Below are 19,137 nucleotides of genomic sequence, written 5' to 3'. Positions count from 1 at the left end.
CATGAAAAGATATATTTTCTCTTTCCTTCTCATCTTATCCATAATTGGCGTTCCTTCCATGGCGCAGGAAAAATACCGTGTGGTGATCATGACGGATATGACCCATGATGACGGTAATTCCCTGATCAGGTATCTTTATTATTCGCATTATTTTGATACAGAAGCCATCATTATCACCCAACAACTACCGGATTTTAACTATAATCAAGATGGTCCTTGGATCAAGGTCAATAATATTTTGGATGCTTACCGGGAAGAATATGCACAACTTAAAAGACATCATGAAGATTTTCCTAGCTATGCTGAACTTGCAGGCGTCACAAAAAAAGGAAGAGGGGCATTGCCAATTATTTGGCTAACAAATGAGAAGAAATTTGCGCAGGAAATCGCGGGCCGATATGTGGAAAGTGAATGGGGTGATATTACCTTTCATGATTGGATAGGAGATGGGCTGAATCCTAACGGGGAACCAAAAGATTCAGAGGGTAGCGAATATCTTCAGGAGGTTTTTGATAAAGAAGATGACCGGCCGATTTTCGTGCAAATGTGGGGAGGCCCCATTACATTTGTTCAGGCACTATACCGCTACAGAGAAAGAAAGGGGGAGGAAAAATTCAAGAAACTTCTAACCAAGATCCACATTTTCGGAATTCTTCTTCAGGACATCACTTTTGATTATATGATAGACCTGGATAAAGTTCAGGCTTTGAAGTGTAATAATATGGGAACTGTAACCTCAACTTTCAAAAGTGAAAGGGTTAATCCAGCCTGGTTTTTACATGACAATGGACATTTTTGGAAGTATTTAAAGGTGATGGATCAAAAAGAAGTCAATGGCAATGGTCCGATGTCAGCATATTATGATCATGGGGGAGAAGGGGATACGCCTGCTTTTCTGTACCTGATTAGTGCCGCACTTGGTCTCAATGATCCATTGGACCCTACCCAGGGAAGTTGGGGCAGCATGTTCCGGTCTATGGGAGAGCAATTTCCGGATGGCTATTTTCATACCTGTGGATTGGAAAGAAGCGAATTGGAACGATGGATCCCCGCTGCAAAAACCAGTTTTTTGAACAGGTTACAATATTCCACCAAAGGTCCTGAGGAGGTAAATCATGAACCTGTTGCCCTAATCAATAGTGCAGGAGGCAATCAAATTATCAGAATAAAAGAAGAACCCGGCGCCAGGGTCATTTTGGATGCATCAGGATCATTTGATCCTGATGGGGATGTAATCAATTTCAATTGGTTTTATTACCAAGAGGCTAGTAGCTATAAGGGTCAGTTTTTTTTAAATGAACCCAACAAAAAGAAGCAGGAATTAGAGCTTCCTCGAGATATCGGCAATTCTGAAATTCACCTGATACTGGAGGTAAGAGATAATGGCACCCACGAATTGGTATCTTATAGAAGGATAATCCTTTCAGTTAAGTAAAGTAATTTAATTAATTGAAAATCAATGCTATAAATTAAATAACATGATGGAAATTAAGAAACAATGGTATGAAGCAATGTTTGAGAACTTTGCTCAAAAGTACGACCAAGAGGAGTTTACCCAAGGCACGGTTGGGGAATGTGATTTTCTCGAAAAGGAGCTTGATTTTAATAAAACCTTAAAAATCTTGGATGTTGGTTGTGGGACAGGTCGGCACAGCATCGAATTGACAAAAAGAGGTTATGATATTACAGGAATAGATCTTTCTGCATCTCAATTAAAAAGGGCAAAGGAAAAAGCAGCACTTCTTAATCTTCAGATCAACTTTATTGAAGCTGATGCCAGAGACCTTCCTTTCCTCAATGAATTTGATGTTGCCATCATGCTATGTGAAGGAGGATTTCCTTTGATGGAAACCGATGAAATGAATTATGAAATATTGAAGCAGGTTACCAAATCATTAAAAAACAAAGGCAAATTCATTTTCACTACGCTCAATGGTTTATTTCCACTCTACCATTCTGTCGAAGCCTTCACCAATAAGGAAAATGGATCAACTGGTACGACCTATCGCAGTAATACTTTTGATTTAATGACCTTTAGAGATCACTCTATTACTGATTTTATTGATGATGACGGGAATAAAAAATCAATTGAAAGCAATGAAAGGTATTATGTGCCAAGTGAAATAAAATGGATGCTGAAATCATTGGGATATACTAAAATAGATATCAATGGAGCACATTTGGGAGCTTTTTCAAGAAACGACACCTTAACAACTGAGGATTTTGAAATGCTGGTTATTGCTGAGAAATAATCTGAATAGAATCTATTTTAATAATCCACAAACCTTTATTGGCATAATGAAAAGTATTCCGTTAAGCCATTTGGGTCAGTTAGAGATTTTCACAGAGGAATCTGATATTTCCAAGCCCATTTGTTGCTATATCCCTTCTTGAATGACAATGACCATTTCAAATTTATTGGAAACCTAATGATACTTTTGATATGAAATACTTTGGATTATGTGGTTTGATTTTCTTTATCCTTGGGATATCCTGCCAACAATCCCAAAAAACCGAAATTGAAAATTCAATTTAAAAACCCTGGAGTTTTGTATGCTGGATTGGGATAGGTATAAAATCCTTCTCCTGTTTTTTCTCCAAGTTTACCTGCATCGATATATTTTTTTAAAAGTGCGGCAAAGGCTTGTGAGGCTTTGTCGGGCATTTTGTGGGTTACATGCCATGCTGTATCCAAACCAATGGTGTCCAGAATACCGAAGGGGCCACTTGGCATCCTGAAATTGACCATCCAGGACTTATCTATATCCTCAATACTTGCTACCTCACCTGTCAGCAACTTCCCTGCTGCACCAATAAAAGCCATCAACATGCTGTTGAATATATAGCCGGGATTCTCTTTTTTAACCAAAACCGGTACTTGTTCCAAGGATTTTCCAAATTCCATTAAGATGGGTATTAATTTTTCATCCGTACCGGAATGTGGCATAATATCTACCACTTTAGCATAAAACACATCATGGAAATGTAAAGCACAGAATTTGGCAGGATGTCCCGAGATGTCCGCAAACATGGAAGGAAGTAGGAATGATGTATTGGTAGTGAAAATGGTTTTTTCAGGTGCAATTTTTCCAAATAACTCCCAAACTTGATTTTTGACTTCTACTTCTTCCAATACACTTTCATTGATGATGTCCGCATCCAAAACAGCTACGTTCGGGTTGTCAGTAAAAGTTATACCTGAAATCGCATTTAGTCCGGCTTCAGCCTCCAAACCACTGCTTTTGGCCAATTGACGTACTATTTTTTCCATTAATTTTTTTGAATTGTCCAAAGCTGCAGGACTGATGTCATACACAGCAACTTTGTACCCGGATAAAGCGGATTGGAGCGCTACTCTTGTTCCCAGAGTACCTGAGCCTAAAATGCAAACATTTTTGATTTTCATGAATTTATATTTTTTCCGTTTTGATACTTTTTAATGCTGTTTTTCCACAAGCTCTGACCACATGAATCAAACCTGCAAATCGGGGATCCTGTGAAAATCCCAAGGTATATCTTTTATAAATTTGTTGCGCAATTACACCAACTTTAAATAAGCCAAAAGCATAATAGAATAAAATATGGTCCAGTTTCAGATTGCTTTTGGAGGCATAGTAGTCAATGGCATCCTGTCTGGAAAAATTTCCCTGTGGGTGGGTGAGATTAAACATTTTTAATGTGTCAGGGTCCTTTGCTTCCGCCCAATAGGCAAGAGAAGTTCCCAAATCCATCAAGGGGTCCCCAACAGTAGCCATTTCCCAATCCAAAACAGCTTTGATTTCCGGATCTTCCGGTCCTGTCAATACAAGATTGTCATATTTGTAATCATTGTGGATAAATCCGATATTTTCATTTTTCGGCATATTTGTTTTAAGCCAATCACTGACAGTTTCCATCTCTGCGAGTTCATCAGTCTTGGATCGAAAATATCTTTCAGACCAGCCATGAACTTGCCTTTCAACATATCCATGGGGTTTTCCCAATTCCGACAAACCTGATTCTTCCAATTCCAAATGATGAAGTTCCAAAAGACCGTCCATGGTGTTCTGGGATAGTTTTCTAAAAAAATCCGTATTCAAATCCAATCCTTCAGGAATCCTGTTCCTCAAAATCAGCCCTTCCACTTTTTCCATGATAAAAAAAGGCGCACCGATCACATCTTCATCCTCACAGCAGATAATGGGATCAGGGATTTTTTTATAACCGGCCTTTTTTAATGCTTCCAAAATCCGAAATTCCCTTACCATATCATGGGCTTTACTGATTTTCAATCCCAAAGGTGGTCTCCTGAGTACATATTGCCCGGATGGTGATTGGATTAAATAGGTAAGGTTGGAATACCCGCCTTTAAATTGACTGATAATCGTAGATTGAGGATCAAGTTTCAGTTTGTTTTCTAAATACGGGAAAAGATTTTCCAGTCCTTTAGGTTCTTTATTCATGATTCATGTAGGGTTTTAAAATGCTCCTGGCCAAAACAGACTTATGCACTTCGTCCGGTCCATCATAAATTCTTGCCCCACGTTCATGTCGGTACCAGAAAGAAAGTAAGGTATCATCTGTTATTCCCAAGCCTCCATGCACCTGAATGGCCTTATCCAATACTTTCATCAGTACGTCGGAAACAAAAAACTTGATGGTTGAAATATCTTCTTTGGCAGCTTTGGCCCCAAATTTTTCTATTTGATAAGCTGTGTTCATGACCATCAATCTTGAAGCCTTGATGGATGCAGAGCATTCAGCAATCCAGTTTTGGATCGTTTGTTGAGAGGCTAATGGTCTTCCCGGATCCAATTCTCTGTAGACTGCCCTTTTGCACATCAAATCCAAAGCTCTTTCGCAGATGCCTATCCATCTCATGCAATGATGGATTCTTCCTGGCCCCAATCTTTCTTGGGCTAAAACAAAACCCTGTCCTTCAGAACCTATAAGATTGCTTACAGGCACCCGGCAATCCGTGAAGCTTACTTCTCCATGAGACATATAATCTTCTCCCACATCTCCCATGATAGGGATATTCCTGATCAGTTTATATCCGGGATTGTCCAAAGGCACTAAAATCATGCTTGCTCTTTGATAAGGGTTTGGATTTTGGGGATCGGTGACAGCCATTACTATGGTAAAACTTGCCCCATCTGCTGAGGAGGTAAACCATTTGTGTCCATTGATGATATAATTGTCACCATCTCTTATGGCTAGAGTGGAAAGATGTTTGGGATTGCTTCCGGCGTGTTCCGGTTCAGTCATCGCAAAGCAGCTTCTTATTTCACCTCTTTGCAAAGGCTTCAGATATTGATCTTTAAGTTCTTTGCTGGCAAACTGATGCATCAATTCCATATTGCCTATGTCAGGTGCCTGACAATTAAAAATATAATGTCCCAAAGGACTGCTGCCCAAAACTTCCGAGATTCCGGCAAATTCAAACAAAGATAGCCCTAGGCCACCTTCAGATTCTGAAAGATGTGGAGCAAAGAGTTTTTCTTTTTTGGCCAACTGCCGTAAGGAATTTAATTGAGGCAGGTGTGCTTTGAAAGACCCATAAATTATTTCTTTTTCAATTGGATAAAGATGTTCCTTTAAAAATGCCCGGTACTTTGGTAATAGTTCTTCTGTGCGGCTTGAAGTCAGGAATTCCGAATTGCTCATGGATAAACTGATTTAAATTGTGAAACCACCATCTGCTGTCAGAACTGCTCCTGTGGTATAAGAGGAAGCTTTTGAAGCCAAAAAGAGTGCAACAGCCCCGATTTCCTCACTTGTTCCAGCTCTTTTTATGGAGAGTTTTTTTATGATATGCTGCATGATTTTGTCGTTGCTCCACAGGGCTTCAGAGAATTTGGTTTTAATCAAACCCGGACAAATGGCATTTACCCTTATTTTGTGGTCCCCCCATTCTCTTGCATAAACTTTGGTAAGGGAGATCAATGCAGCTTTGCTGACACTGTAGATGCCCAATCCTTGTTCGGGGGAAATCCCACCAATTGAACTGATGTTAATGACTGAAGCTATAGGGGAAGACCTTAAGTATGGAAAACAAAGATTCATCAGGTGAAAAGGTGCCCTGACATTGACTTCCATGATCTTATCAAAAGCTTCCAGACTGGTATCATGCACAGGACCAAACACCGGATTACTCGCAGCATTGTTGACCAAGACATCTAACTGTCCATATAATTCTATGGTCTTTTGAACCAGATTTTCCAATTCTTCTGTTTTTCCGACATTGCAGGCTATACCGGTCACTTCATATCCTTTGCTTCTAAGTTTATCGGCCATTTCATCCAGTGCATCCTGCTTTCTGCTGCTGATTACAACTTTGGCACCGGCAGCAGCAAAAGTCTCTGCAATGCTATATCCTATACCTTTGCTCGCTCCTGTAATCAGAGCCACACCATTCGTCAATGAAAATAGAGTTGATAAATCCATAATACTAACAGTTAGATTAAGTTTTCCAACAAGATAAAAAATATACTTTTTAAAGGCTATCCATTGTCTAAAAAATATTATGCATACCGAGTATTTTTATTTATCTTCAAATTCAAATTTTAATCAAAATACTAAATCAAATATCATGAAGCAGGTAATTTTTGAACAAACAGGAATGCCAACAGAAGTTTTAAAACTGGAAGAAGCCCCAATTCCTCAACCTAAACCCCATGAAGTCAGGATAAAAGTCACCGCGAGAAATATCAATCCTTCGGATATAATGTTTGTCAGGGGTATGTATGGGATCACACCAAAGCTTCCAAGCAGCGCTGGCTTTGAGGCTGCAGGAGTTATAGATCAATCTGATGAAAAAAACAGTATCCCAGTGGGAACAAGAGTTATTTTCACCGCTATCGGAACTTGGAAGGAATACATTTGTGTGCCCGCTCAATTGGTAATCCCTACACCTGAGGGCATGTCAGATGAGATTGCCTGCCAGGCTTTTGTCAATCCTTTGACTGCTTACGGCATGTTGGAAACAAGCGGCTTACTTCGTGGTGATTGGGTGTTGGTCACAGCAGGCGCCTCCGCTTATGGAAAATTGGTGATACAGATGGCCAAACAAAAAGGAATCCATGTAGCCTGTACGGTTAGAAGGGATGAACAAAAAACCCTTCTGACGAATCTTGGTGCTGATTTGATAATCAATACTGAGAAAGATAAACTCCAAAAAGTCATTATGGAAAAAACCGATGGAGGAGTAAATGTAATTTTCGATGCAGTGGGCGGCATATTGGGAGCAAAAGCTTTAGCCTGCTTAAAACCCAGAGGTAAAATGATGGTCTTTGGACTCCTTAGTCTAGAAAATATTCCTTTAAATTCTGGTTTACTGATTTTCAAAAACCTTAAGGTTGAAGGATTTTGGTTGACCACCTATATGGAAAACCTGAATCAGGAACAGCGGGAGAATGCCTTTCGAACAGTCTTTACATATCTTTTAACCCAAAAGGTAAAAGTTGATATTCAGGCTACTTATCCTTTGGAAGAGTTTAAGGAGGCTTTAGAGGAGTATGAAAAAGGCGGGAGAAATGGGAAGGTGATTTTGGTATCTTAGGAGATTTGAGACCTGAGACGTCAGATATGAGACTTGAGACAGGTTAGGGTATAAAAAGGAGTGGGGTCTACCAAAACTCGGTGTTTTGATTTCTTCCGGCAAGACGGACTACTTTCTACGTTTCTTCCACGGCAGGTAGACGAAATGGCAAGGGAGAGGTCTATAAACTTCTAGGAATAACAGATAGCTTTTAGTTTTTCAAAACAAACTTGCCTGAACCGCCTGTGGTCTTTGGGCCTGTATAGTTCCTTTGAGCATATCCTGCATCAATTTGATAAATCCGGGTCTGAGATTATCCAGTTGGATTTTAATGTCCTTGCCTTCAAATCCAACTGGACCCATCAACCTTTCAAAACCAATCAACATGGTCCAAACAGTATAAAAGGTTACTTCCGGCTGCAATTCCGGACGAATACTGCCATCCTTGATACCTAATGAAACCATTTGAATACCCAACTTCGCACAGTCGTGGTGAATTTCTAAAAGTTTTGAAAAATGTACACTTTCCAAAATTAATGGATCTATTTTTTGAATTTCTTTTTCATCATTATACAATTGCATGATACCCATAAAATTGAGAATCGCTTCATTGTACATTTTGTTCTTTTTTACGAAGTTGACATAATTAGCAGCCAATTCAGTTAACATCTCCAATCCATTTCTACCCTTGACTTTGATGATTTCCCTAAAAACATCTTTCAATTCATCAAAGGCTTTCTTCGTCACAGCCATATATAAGTCTTCTTTATTTTTGTAGTAAAAATAGGTCAAACCTTTACTGATTTTGGAATTTTTGGAGACTTCATCCATCCGGGTAGCGTGGTAACCCTTTTCAATAAAAAGTTTAATGGCAGTCTCTAAAATCAATTTTTCCCTTTGTTGTCTCTCGTGTGCGCCCATTTCCCCTGTTTTTCGAATATGAGTCAAATATATTAAATAGTGGTCAGAAAATCACTTACCAAAAGCTAGTGTTGATTTTAATGATTTGAAAATGAAAGAGAAAAATTATAATCCATTGCAGTTGACAAAAGTCTGCCATTGCTGATTGTTGAGAGTGGATTGTATATATCGAATCATTGTTTCAAGACAAGTTTTAAAAATTTCACTGTAAAATTCTTTTATATTCAGGTAAACAAGGGAAAACCTTTGTTTCAAATCAGCTAATTCCTGATTCAAAGTTTCCTGAGTTATTTCTCCCGCTTCAAACTGACGGATATATTCCAATCTTTCCACTTCAACTCTATCCAATAATTTCTTGATATCCTCCTTGTATGCCAAACTTGTAGCATACCTGCAAACGGCAAAAGTATTAGATACATCCCTTAACTTGACTCTTTGCAGGAGTCCGGGATTCAAGGAATTGATGCAATTGAACAATGAAAGATCTTCTCCCTCCAGATTGTCAAGGTCAGCGGACCGGATGCCGTAAATCCCATCCATCCCTTCGGTTGGCAAACTGATAGGTTCCTCTATTGTTCCTCCATTGATTTCAAAATCAAAAAACCCTTGATGTATACTTTCCACCAAGGCCTCGATAGTAGTCTTAACTTCTACAGAATCAAATTCTTCTTCCTTGATACAGGAATATTGAAAACATAAAATCAGGAGAATGAGAAATAGGAAAAACTTTTTCACTTCACTTTTAAAAGGTGTGTTTCTCAAAGTTAAAAAATTAAGGAAGAACTCTTTAAAATAGTTCTTCCTTAATTTAGTTTACTGCTATGATGAAGTAATTCTTTTTGCCTTTTTGGACCAATAGGTATTTATCCTGCAAAAGATCAAACCCTATAGTTTGATTAGGGTCTGTGATTTTCTGTTTGTTGATAGAAACTCCACCACCCTGAATCATTTTCCTTGCTTCGCCTTTGGAGGCAAAAATAATAGCATCCGTTTTTTCAGAAAGCAAATCAACAACATTGGCTATGGTACTATACTCATTTTTGGTGATTTCAGCTTGGGGAACCCCTTCAAAAACCTGTAGAAAAGTCCTTTCATCCAAATCAGCAAGGTCTTCTGTCGATGATTTGCCGAAAAGAATTTCCGAAGCTTTCAAAGCCATGTTGTATTCTTTTTCACCATGAACCATGATGGTCACCTGTTTTGCAATTTCCTTTTGAAGGATTCTCAGATGGGGCGTTTCAGCATGTTCAGTTTCAAGTTTTAAAACGGTATCTTTATCCAAAATGGTAAAAATCCTGATGTACTTGGAAGCATCCTCATCTGAAACATTCAACCAAAACTGGAAAAAGGCATATGGAGAGGTTTTGTCTGCATCCAACCATACAGAACCACCCTCAGTTTTCCCAAACTTGGTTCCATCAGCCTTGGTTATCAGTGGAACTGTCAGTGCAAATGCCTGTCCACCTTCCATTTTCCGGATCATTTCAGTTCCTGTCACGATGTTTCCCCATTGATCTGAACCTCCTAATTGAATGGAAACATTCCGGTTTTTCCACAGATGGTAGAAATCATACCCTTGAATCAATTGGTAAGAAAATTCAGTAAAAGAGAGTCCACTGCCTTCTTCCAATCTTCTTTTGACGGAATCCTTGGCCATCATATAGTTGACAGTGATATACTTACCTACATCTCTTATAAATTCTAAAAATGAAAATTCGGACATCCAATCGTAATTATTGACCAACTCTGCCTTATTTTCAGCACCTTCATTAAAATTGAGAAATCTTGAAAGCTGTTCCTTAATACATGCCACATTATGGTCCAAGGTTGATTTATCCAATAGATTTCTTTCAGAGGACTTAAAGCTTGGATCACCGATCATGCCGGTTGCTCCTCCAACCAAAGCAAAAGGCTTATGGCCTGCTCTTTGAAAATACAACAATGTCATCACCCCTACAAGGTGGCCAATATGCAAAGAATCCGCTGTAGGATCAAAACCCAGATAAGCCGAAGACATTCCTTTTTTCAGGTGTTCCACGATTTCAGGTGTCATATCCTGGAGCATTCCCCTCCAACGCAGTTCTTCAATAAAGTTATTCATAAGTAATCCTTGGTTTTTGAAGGTGCAAATATAGGCGGTATGAATTTAGAATTTAGATTTTAGATCGGAGATTTGAGTAACAAGAACCAAGAACCAAGAAACTAGAGCCAAGAGTCAAGAAGCAAGATTTTAGTTTAATAAAGGAGCTCATTTACCTTTGAATCTGTCACGACAAACAAGTTTTTTCAATCTTCAAATTTTACAATTTTTCAATCCGCCACGGCGGACAAATGCTTATGATCTTGCTACCTACCTCCCCGGCAAGCTCTCCAATATTAGCTTCACTAACTCGGCTTTCTGATCATTTTTGATCCAGCGGGCTACGATAACCAAGTCATTTTCTTCATCCACATAGACCATATTGGTTCCCGCACCCAAATGGAAAAAGGCGGATTCCGGCGCAGCAGGGATTTCTTTTTTATCAGTATTCAGGAAATAATTCATAAACCCATAATTGGTCTGCACCGAAGTAGGAGTTCGGGATTTTTTGATCCATTCCTCAGAGATGATCTGTTGTCCGTTCCAGTTTCCTTTTCTTAAAGTCAAATAGCCAAATCTAGCCTGATCATATGCATTGATCAACAGGCCTCCTCCCCAATGTGAACCCCCACTGACTGATTGAACTATTTGGCCATCCAATACAATATAAGAGTTTTCATATCCGGTCCATCTCCAAGTAGGGCTAGCTCCGATTTTGTCCATTACAAGCTCTCTAAGAACCTGTGGGAGTGGTCTTCTCCAAACATTCAAAGCTGCCAATGCCAACACATTAACCCTTGTGTCATTGTACTTGTAAACTGTTCCCGGTTCATTTCTTTCACGGGTCAGCCAATCTGAGGAATTTCCCTGTGGCCTGTCTGCCCAATCAGGTTTTCCCCAAAGTGAACCTTCCCAATCAGAGGTCTGCCTTAAAAGGTGTTCCCAAGTGATTTTTCTATTGTGAGGTGTCCCAAACAAATCAAAAACATCCTCTTCCATCAAATGATCTGATTTATTCATCATGGCCCTTTGCGGGTCATAGGGGATAATTGGCCCCATATAAGGATATACCAAATCCTTCTCACTTTTGATTAACCCTTGGTCCACTGCCAATCCTACCGTTGTGGATAGAATACTTTTAGCCACACTGAAGGTAAGATCAACTCGATAGGGATCACCCCACATCCCGATAATATATCCTTTGTAAACAATCAATCCTGCAGCCTCACCCCGGTCTTTCATGGGACCTACCGGAAACCCAAATGGTTCTCTTCCAAATGCACTTTGATAATGTGCTATTTTCATATTTTTATTTGCTTCACTTTCCGCCTTAATCGCAAATTCGATGGCTGACTGTATTTTTTCACCATCAACTTTCAACTCGGAAGGGCTTTTTTGTTCCCAATCTCCGAACGGTGGGAAATAGGCAGATTGGGAGTAAACACTAAATGATAGACTAAAGAAAAGGAGGAGGAAACTGATCTTGAAAATTTTCATAGAATTTATGTTTGTGTGCAAAATAAACTATGCATTCCAAGTTTTGATCATTAATTACAGTATTCGAAGGATAAAACTTTAAACGGTAGAAAAGAAAAACTTAAATTGTAACAGGAAACAATTTGAGTTAAAATTGGTCTCTTAAATGAAGGTTATGTTAAACACAGAAATTGATATCTATATCATCGGAGCAGGTATTTCGGGTCTGATCGCAGCTTATGAACTTGAGAGGGCTGGATTTAGTCCCATTATTTTGGAATCAGATAAAGCTGTAGGTGGAAGGGTAAGGTCGGATTACCAGGATGGATTTATTTTTGATAGGGGTTTTCAGGTTTTATTGACGGCATATCCGGAGGCCCAAAGGTATTTGGATTATCATGCTTTAAATCTCAAGAAATTTGATCCGGGAGCAATTATCCTTAGACCAGGTAATCTGTTTACGATTCATGATCCTTTGCGCAATCCCTTGAAAATAGTGAGCATGGCCTTTTCTTCAGTGGGTACATTTATGGATAAGATAAGAATGTTCAAACTGACACAATCTTTGAAAAGCAAAACTGAAGATGAAATTTTCAATGAACCCAATAAGACAACTTTACAGTTTTTGAGAGATTATGGATTTTCTGAAAAAATAATTGAAAACTTCTTTATGCCTTTTTTCAGAGGTATTTTCCTTGAAAATGAACTGGAGACTTCCTCGAGGATGTTCAATTTTGTTTTCAAAATGTTTTCTATGGGTCATGCCGCAGTTCCGGAAAATGGCATGCAGGCCATTTCAGATCAATTGAAAAGTAAATTAGCAAAGACTTCTATCAGGCTCAATGCTGCCGTTGAGAAAATCGATGGAAATGTAATTGAACTTTCCTCCGGTGAGCGAATCAATGCGGGTAAAATCATTATTGCTGTCAGACCTGATAAATTTCTTTCCCAAATGGAGGGACAGTTCAAACCTTCCAGAAAAGTAATCAATCTGTATTTCAGTCTGGAAAAATCATTTTTTGCCAGTCCTATGATAGGTTTGGTAACCGACAAGCAATTTTTAGTCAATAATCTGGTATTTATGACAGATGTAAGCAAGTCTTATGCTAAATCTGATAGAGCACTTTTATCTGTTTCTATCACCAAACCAATCCAAGCTGACGATAAACTAATTGAAATGGTCAAAATAGAATTAGAAGCCCTTACACATATCAAATCCGAACATTTTAAATTGGAGAAAATATACGAAATCGAGGATGCACTACCACAGGTTGAAGACATGAAATCGAGTATTTCTGCCACGCAAACCAAGATATATGACCATGTATTTTTATCCGGAGACTATTTACTGAACGGATCCATCAATGCAGCGATGACAGCAGGCCGAAAGTCTGCAGAAGCTGTAATTTTAAGTATTCAACCCAATATGAATTGAAAAAGACTATAGCAATTGCCGGAGCAGGAGGTTACATCGGAAGATGGTTTATCCATAATTTCAAAGACAAATACAAAATCATTGCATTAAGTAGGAGGGAGGCAGTCCAAAATCCCGATCCTGATGTGGAGTGGCGTAAAGTTGAACTCTTTTCTATTACCTCTACCATTGAGGCCCTTCAGGGTGTGGATTATGCCATTTACCTGATTCATTCGATGAGTGCACTCACAAGACTCAATCAGGGAAGTTTTGAGGACACTGATTTATTGTTGGCGGATAATTTTGCCCGGGCAGCGGAAGCTAATAAAATCAAACAGATATTATACCTGGGAGGAATTCTTCCTAAAGAAGTAGCTGAAGAAAAAATCTCAATTCATTTAAGAAGTAGGTTAGAAGTTGAAAAAACTTTGGGAAGTAAAGGTGTTCCTGTGACGGCTTTACGGGCAGGAATTATTGTCGGACCCGGAGGTTCATCATTTGAGATGGTCAGAAACCTTGTCAGAAAGCTTCCCGCTTTGATGTGTCCCAAATGGACGAAATCCCAAACTCAGGCTATTTCTCTCAGAGATACGATGACTATCATGGATGTTTGTTTGGGCAATCCTGATGTATTCGGCAAATCCATCGAAATCGGCAGTCCGGAAATCCTTACATACAAAGGGATGTTGGAGGAAACAGCAAGGGTGATGGGAAAAAAGCGGTGGATTTTTTCGGTTCCCATTTTTTCTGTCGGACTTTCCAAACTCTGGGTTTCTTATTTTGGAGAAACACCGATGAAACTTGTTTCGCCTTTGGTTGAAAGTCTAAAGCATACACTAACTCTTTCTGAGGATTTGAGATTCAAGGAAAAAGAGATTGACTATCTATCCTTCAAAGAAAGTGTAGAGGAAGCTTTAAATCCTGGAAACAAGCTTCCCAAAATGCCAAAATTTAAAAATGATAGTGATGTCCGAAATACGGTTAGGAGCATTCAGCGCATGCCAAATACCCGACATAAAAGTGCACTTTGGGTTGCCAATAGGTATAAAGTCTGGCTTCCAACATTTTTTAGATTTCTGATCAATGTCAAAGAAAACGAAAGGGGGGATATAGGTTTTTTTATACTAAAAGGAACAAAACCTATGCTGCAATTGACTTGGATTCCCGATAGAAGTGACATCAAGCGTCAGTTATTTTATATTACAGGTGGATGGCTGGTTAAGCGTTTTGACTATGGATGGTTAGAATTTAGGGAAGTAATGAATGGAAAGCACATGATTTCAGCTATTCATGAGTTTGTTCCTAGATTACCTTGGTATGTATATATCAATACCCAGGCAAGAATACATCTTTGGGTAATGAATAGATTTAGGGATTATTTGGAGAAGTATAAAGGATTTTGATTTATACAAAATCTGAATTCTTGAGACTAATGGGATTCAGAATGAATAATGTAAATAAATATTTTTGATTACCTGCCTGCGTCATTAGGATTGGAAATTGATTGATATTGGTTTCAATTCAATGGCATATTTCTTATTTCAAACAATGATCTAAAATAGGAAATACAGAATATTTTAGAAACCAATAGCTTTATCATCGCCTCTTTTGTCTGCGCCTCCCTCTAACTTTCCATTGGGCAGAACAAGAATGGCATCCACTTTTCCCAGGATGGGAGTATAGCCTTCATTGGTATTATAACCTTTGGATTTAAGTTTTTCAAGGGTGGCTTTAGTAAATCCTTCAGGTTCAAAATTAATGTGATCAGGTAGCCATTGGTGGTGGAATCTTGGCGCATCAACTGCCTGCTGCATGGTCATTTCAAATTCCGCTACATTTAGAATTGTTTGCAGGACAGAGGTGATGATTGTGGAACCTCCCGGTGTTCCAACAACCATAAGCAACTCTCCATTTTTTTCGACAATGGTGGGTGTCATCGAGCTCAGCATTCGCTTTCCAGGCGCAATGGCATTGGCATCCGCACCTATCAGACCAAACATATTGGGCACACCGGTTTTCGCACTGAAATCATCCATCTCATTGTTCAGGAAAAACCCAAGGTCATCGCAATACAACTTGGAGCCATAAGCACCGTTCAGTGTGGTAGTAACGGCTGCGGCATTTCCGAATTGATCAATAATTGAATAATGTGTTGTTTCTTCACTTTCTATAAATTGGATATGTCCATGGGAGACATCAGAAGAAAGTGTAGCTTGGTCAAAATTAAAGTTGGAAATACGGTTTTTCAGATAAGCTTTGTCCAATAAAACTTCTACAGGAACTTGCACGAAATCAGGATCACCTAAATAATAATTTCGATCTGCGTAAGCCCGTCTTTCAGCTTCGGTCAACACTTGAATATAATCCGGTGAATTATGGCCCACTGACTTTAAGTCAAATTCTTCTATCATTCCCAAAATCTGTGATAATGTAACCCCACCACTACTGGGAGGAGCCATAGAAATAATATTGATGTCCTTATAAGAAAATTGAATGGGGTCTCTCCATTGGGCCTCATAGGCTGACAAATCCTCTAAAGTAATGATTCCACCCTTTTCTTGAAGAAATTTAACCAATCTTCTTGCTGTTTCTCCCTTATAAAACTCATCGCTACCATTTCTGGAAATACGCCTTAGGGTCTCTGCCAATGCGGCATATTTAATGGTATCATTTTCATCAAAAACTTGTGCAAAGAATGTATTTTCTCCGCTTACTTTTACAATGGATTCTCTATATCCGGCTAACCTTTGCGCTTGCTTTTCAGTCACAACAACGCCTTTTTCAGCTAATTCTATCACGGGTGCCAAAATATCTTCAATAGGTAATGAACCTAGTTTTCGATGCACTTCAAAAACCCCTGCTATGGTTCCGGGAATACCTACAGCCAAGGCACCCATGGTACTTAAACCAGGGATAACCTCTCCATTTTCGTCCAGGTACATATCCCTATGTGCTGCCATAGGTGCTCTCTCCCGATAGTCAATGGTGCCGCTTTTCCCATCAGCCAATCTATAGACCATAAATCCACCACCTCCCAGATTACCGGCAAAAGGATAGGCCACTGCCAAGGCCAACTCAGTGGCAACCATGGCATCAAAGGCATTGCCGCCTTGCTGCATCATTAATAAGCCGATCTTAGAAGCCTCCTCTCTTGCTGAGACAACCATGGCATATTCGGCAATTAGACCTCTTTCTTCATAGGAAATTTGGTCTGTGGGATTACAGCCTGCTAAGAGTATTAAAATGCAAAAAATGAAAATGGAAGATAGTTTGCTATTCATCAGGTCAATCGATTAGAGTATCATTGAACAGTTTTAGTATTCTTTTATATTCATCTGTCCAACTGCTTGGCTCCACGAAACCATGATCTTCAACAGGATAGACAGCCATTTCCCAATTGTCTTTGCCCAATTCCACGAGTCTTTGTGCCAGGCGAACCACGTCCTGAAAATGAACATTGACATCTACCATTCCATGGGCTATCAAGAGATTACCTTTTAGACCCTCTGCAAAATAAATTGGAGAAGATCGACGATATGCAATGGGGTCATTGAACGGTTCATTGAGGATATTGGCTGTATAACCATGATTATAATGCGCCCAATCAGTCACAGACCTTAATGCCGCACCGGACTTAAAAACTTCAGGAGCATTAAAAAGTCCCATTAAGGTGATAAATCCTCCATAGCTTCCACCGTAGATACCTACTCTTTCAGGATCAACGCCTAAGTTTTCAACCAAGTATTTTGCCCCATCGACCTGATCGGAAAGGTCTTTTCCGCCCATATGTCTGTAAATTGCAGTTCGCCAATCCCTACCATAACCCGCACTTCCTCGATAATCAATATCCAATACAGTGTATCCAAGATCGGTGAGCAAATTATGGAACATATACTCCCTAAAATAGCTCGACCACCATTTGTGGACATTTTGCAAATACCCTGCACCATGGACAAATATCACAGCGGCACCATTTTTCTTTCCTGATTCGGGGACATATAGTCTCGCAGGAACCAATTCTCCATCTGCTGCCTCGAATTTGACCATTTGTGGATCTCTCCAATTATAAGATTTGAATGCATCGCTTTGACCGAAAGTCAATTGTTTGGGCTGTGATTTTGGAGTATTGGCTTGAAGGAATATTTCCCATGGCTTATTGCTGAAAGAATATAAAATAGCCATATTTTTCTCATTTGGAGACAAGGCAACATCATTGTTACCTGTCATAGAGGTTAATTTTTCCATTTTACCTCCCATTAAAGGCATCATATAAAAATGTCTTTCTCCGGGATCTACTTCCGAGGTAGTCAAGTACCAATACTTTCCATTTCTGGATATTGATGGATCAAACACTTCGAATTGACCCGAGGTCAATGCCTTCTTTTTTCCGGAATTAATGTCTAGTATATATAAATGAGAATAGCCGGTTTCTTCAGATTGGAAATAGATATGCTTATTATCCGGTAGCCAACCCAAAGTTCCACCACCAAAGCCCCAACCCATCCCGGGTCCACCTATCCAAGCCTCATCTCTTTGTCGATCTAATGTTTTTAAATCTCCTGACTCAAGTTCCAGAAGAGCAATCCATCTGTCCTTGTTATCTACGGATCGGATACTAACTACAGCATGCTTTCCGTCATTGGAAAAAATCGGCGCAGATAGCAAAACATCTCTTTCTGTTTCTTCCCATTCTTTATCGGGGTAATCTTTAATATAATCAGGTAAATCCTTAATTCCAGGAAGGTTTTGGGTAGATACGAAAAACACTGTATCCCTTTCGAGGTCGTAAATGGCCAATTCTGTTTTGGAAGGCTTGTCTCCAACCTTGGTCCTCGCAGGAAGATTTACTGTATATCCGGTGGCATCAACATAATCAGGAACATCTGTTCTTTTATTTTCCGATCTTGAGAAAAACAGCATAGTGGCAAACTTTTCATCAGAAGATAATTGTAGGTTTGCCAAAGATTTTCCTCCCAGATAGAAGGAAAAAGGTTCTTTTTCCTTGATAGCCTCATGATATGATTTGGTTTTCTCTTTTTTATCCTCTCTTTCTTTAATGACTGAAAGTAGGGAAAGGTTATCTTCTTCAAGCCATTTTTCTCTTTCTGCCAGTTTATCTTCTTTTTCTTGTGGCTTCGTTCCTGAACGGATAGCGGTTAGTTTATTGAATTTTCCAGAGTTGACATCCAAAACATATAGGTTGTCGGATATTTCAAAAGCAATTCTGTTTTCATTGGCCAGAAAAGTAGGGTTCGAAATTCTATCACCAAATTTGATCAGACTGTTTTTGGTCTCGGTGGCAATATCATATAAAAAAATCTCTCCATTTTTGGCATAAATTTTTTTAGTTTTGGCAAGATTTGTATTTGCGCTAACCGGAATACGCTCTCTTTGCTCTTTTAAAGAAACTTTTTCGGGTTGTTCATCCTTGCCTAATGTTATTTTATGTAAGGAATCCGCAGGGTCATTTCCTGCCCTGTACATAAAATAGATGGCTTGTCCTTTTTCATCCCATTGGATATTTGATGGAAATTTTCCCATCCAAATAGGATCCTGCATTATTTTCTGCACAGTCAAATCCTCTTGACCAAAAAGAGAAATCCGAATTAAAATAAAAAGGAGTAAGGGCAAAAGGAAATACTTTTTCATAAATAAATGTGATTTTCAGAAATGGATAATTCCAAATATCTCAGTTATTGATGGGAAAATAAAAGAATAAATGTGGAG

At 39.1% G+C, this 19,137-nt stretch carries 15 protein-coding genes; 5 read left to right on the top strand and 10 right to left on the bottom strand.

The genetic code is table 11. The features are described 5' to 3' along the window. Window position 1: 1 nt before the first annotated feature. A complete protein-coding gene (locus tag HMJ38_RS13275; RefSeq protein ID WP_228780045.1) occupies window positions 2-1,435 on the top strand; it encodes a nucleoside hydrolase-like domain-containing protein in 1,434 nt (477 codons plus the stop codon). Between the two features lie 43 nt (window positions 1,436-1,478). Continuing rightward, entirely contained in the window at window positions 1,479-2,252 is a 774-nt protein-coding gene (locus tag HMJ38_RS13270) for a class I SAM-dependent methyltransferase (RefSeq protein ID WP_228780044.1), read from the top strand. A gap of 275 nt (window positions 2,253-2,527) precedes the next feature. On the opposite strand, the gene HMJ38_RS13265 is transcribed toward HMJ38_RS13270, so the two are convergent. Genes HMJ38_RS13265 through HMJ38_RS13250 form a run of 4 tightly spaced genes read right to left on the bottom strand, consistent with a single transcriptional unit; the run spans window position 2,528 to window position 6,426 of the window. Further along, complete coding sequence (locus HMJ38_RS13265; protein WP_194974888.1) at window positions 2,528-3,406, bottom strand: 3-hydroxyacyl-CoA dehydrogenase; 879 nt, start codon at window positions 3,404-3,406, stop codon at window positions 2,528-2,530. 4 nt (window positions 3,407-3,410) lie between these two features. Beyond that, on the bottom strand, window positions 3,411-4,442 hold the full coding sequence (locus HMJ38_RS13260) for a phosphotransferase family protein (protein WP_194974887.1): 1,032 nt from the start codon (window positions 4,440-4,442) through the stop codon (window positions 3,411-3,413). After that, on the bottom strand, window positions 4,435-5,646 hold the full coding sequence (locus HMJ38_RS13255) for an acyl-CoA dehydrogenase family protein (RefSeq protein ID WP_194974886.1): 1,212 nt from the start codon (window positions 5,644-5,646) through the stop codon (window positions 4,435-4,437). Before HMJ38_RS13255 ends, HMJ38_RS13260 begins: the two co-directional genes overlap by 8 nt. A 12-nt stretch (window positions 5,647-5,658) precedes the next feature. Continuing rightward, window positions 5,659-6,426: an SDR family NAD(P)-dependent oxidoreductase gene (locus tag HMJ38_RS13250; RefSeq protein ID WP_194974885.1), complete on the bottom strand. Its 768-nt coding sequence runs from the start codon at window positions 6,424-6,426 to the stop codon at window positions 5,659-5,661. 145 nt (window positions 6,427-6,571) lie between these two features. Here HMJ38_RS13250 and HMJ38_RS13245 point away from each other — a divergent pair, with 145 nt between their 5' ends. Further along, window positions 6,572-7,540: a zinc-dependent alcohol dehydrogenase family protein gene (locus tag HMJ38_RS13245; protein ID WP_194974884.1), complete on the top strand. Its 969-nt coding sequence runs from the start codon at window positions 6,572-6,574 to the stop codon at window positions 7,538-7,540. 198 nt (window positions 7,541-7,738) lie between these two features. On the opposite strand, the gene HMJ38_RS13240 is transcribed toward HMJ38_RS13245, so the two are convergent. From HMJ38_RS13240 to HMJ38_RS13225, 4 genes are all read right to left on the bottom strand, one after another. Then, window positions 7,739-8,440 carry a TetR/AcrR family transcriptional regulator gene (locus HMJ38_RS13240; protein ID WP_194974883.1) on the bottom strand — a complete coding sequence of 234 codons (702 nt, stop codon included), beginning with the start codon at window positions 8,438-8,440 and terminating at the stop codon, window positions 7,739-7,741. A gap of 105 nt (window positions 8,441-8,545) precedes the next feature. Further along, complete coding sequence (locus HMJ38_RS13235; RefSeq protein WP_228780043.1) at window positions 8,546-9,175, bottom strand: hypothetical protein; 630 nt, start codon at window positions 9,173-9,175, stop codon at window positions 8,546-8,548. Window positions 9,176-9,248: 73 nt separating this feature from the next. Next, window positions 9,249-10,541 (bottom strand): tyrosine--tRNA ligase, encoded by a 1,293-nt coding sequence (gene tyrS / locus HMJ38_RS13230; protein ID WP_194974881.1) that lies wholly within the window; start codon window positions 10,539-10,541, stop codon window positions 9,249-9,251. Window positions 10,542-10,790: 249 nt separating this feature from the next. Next, window positions 10,791-12,017, bottom strand: coding sequence for a serine hydrolase domain-containing protein (locus HMJ38_RS13225; RefSeq protein ID WP_194974880.1), 1,227 nt, complete (start codon window positions 12,015-12,017; stop codon window positions 10,791-10,793). 154 nt (window positions 12,018-12,171) lie between these two features. Here HMJ38_RS13225 and HMJ38_RS13220 point away from each other — a divergent pair, with 154 nt between their 5' ends. Together HMJ38_RS13220 and HMJ38_RS13215 are read left to right on the top strand one after the other, a co-directional pair. Next, window positions 12,172-13,431, top strand: coding sequence for a protoporphyrinogen/coproporphyrinogen oxidase (locus HMJ38_RS13220; protein WP_194974879.1), 1,260 nt, complete (start codon window positions 12,172-12,174; stop codon window positions 13,429-13,431). After that, window positions 13,428-14,813, top strand: a complete 1,386-nt coding sequence (locus HMJ38_RS13215) for an NmrA family NAD(P)-binding protein (protein ID WP_194974878.1) — start codon at window positions 13,428-13,430, stop codon at window positions 14,811-14,813. Before HMJ38_RS13220 ends, HMJ38_RS13215 begins: the two co-directional genes overlap by 4 nt. A 174-nt stretch (window positions 14,814-14,987) precedes the next feature. Here HMJ38_RS13215 and ggt read toward each other — a convergent pair whose 3' ends face one another. Next, the gene (ggt, locus tag HMJ38_RS13210; protein ID WP_194974877.1) at window positions 14,988-16,691 is read right to left on the bottom strand and encodes a gamma-glutamyltransferase; all 1,704 of its coding nucleotides are present in this window, start codon (window positions 16,689-16,691) and stop codon (window positions 14,988-14,990) included. 4 nt (window positions 16,692-16,695) lie between these two features. Continuing rightward, window positions 16,696-19,059 (bottom strand): S9 family peptidase, encoded by a 2,364-nt coding sequence (locus HMJ38_RS13205; protein WP_194974876.1) that lies wholly within the window; start codon window positions 19,057-19,059, stop codon window positions 16,696-16,698. Window positions 19,060-19,137 lie beyond the last annotated feature (78 nt).

This window comes from Aquiflexum lacus, from assembly GCF_015476655.1.
Taxonomy (GTDB): Bacteria; Bacteroidota; Bacteroidia; order Cytophagales; family Cyclobacteriaceae; genus Aquiflexum; species Aquiflexum lacus.
Note: the sequence above shows the minus strand (reverse complement) of the source record. Positions and strands in the feature narration are given on the sequence as shown.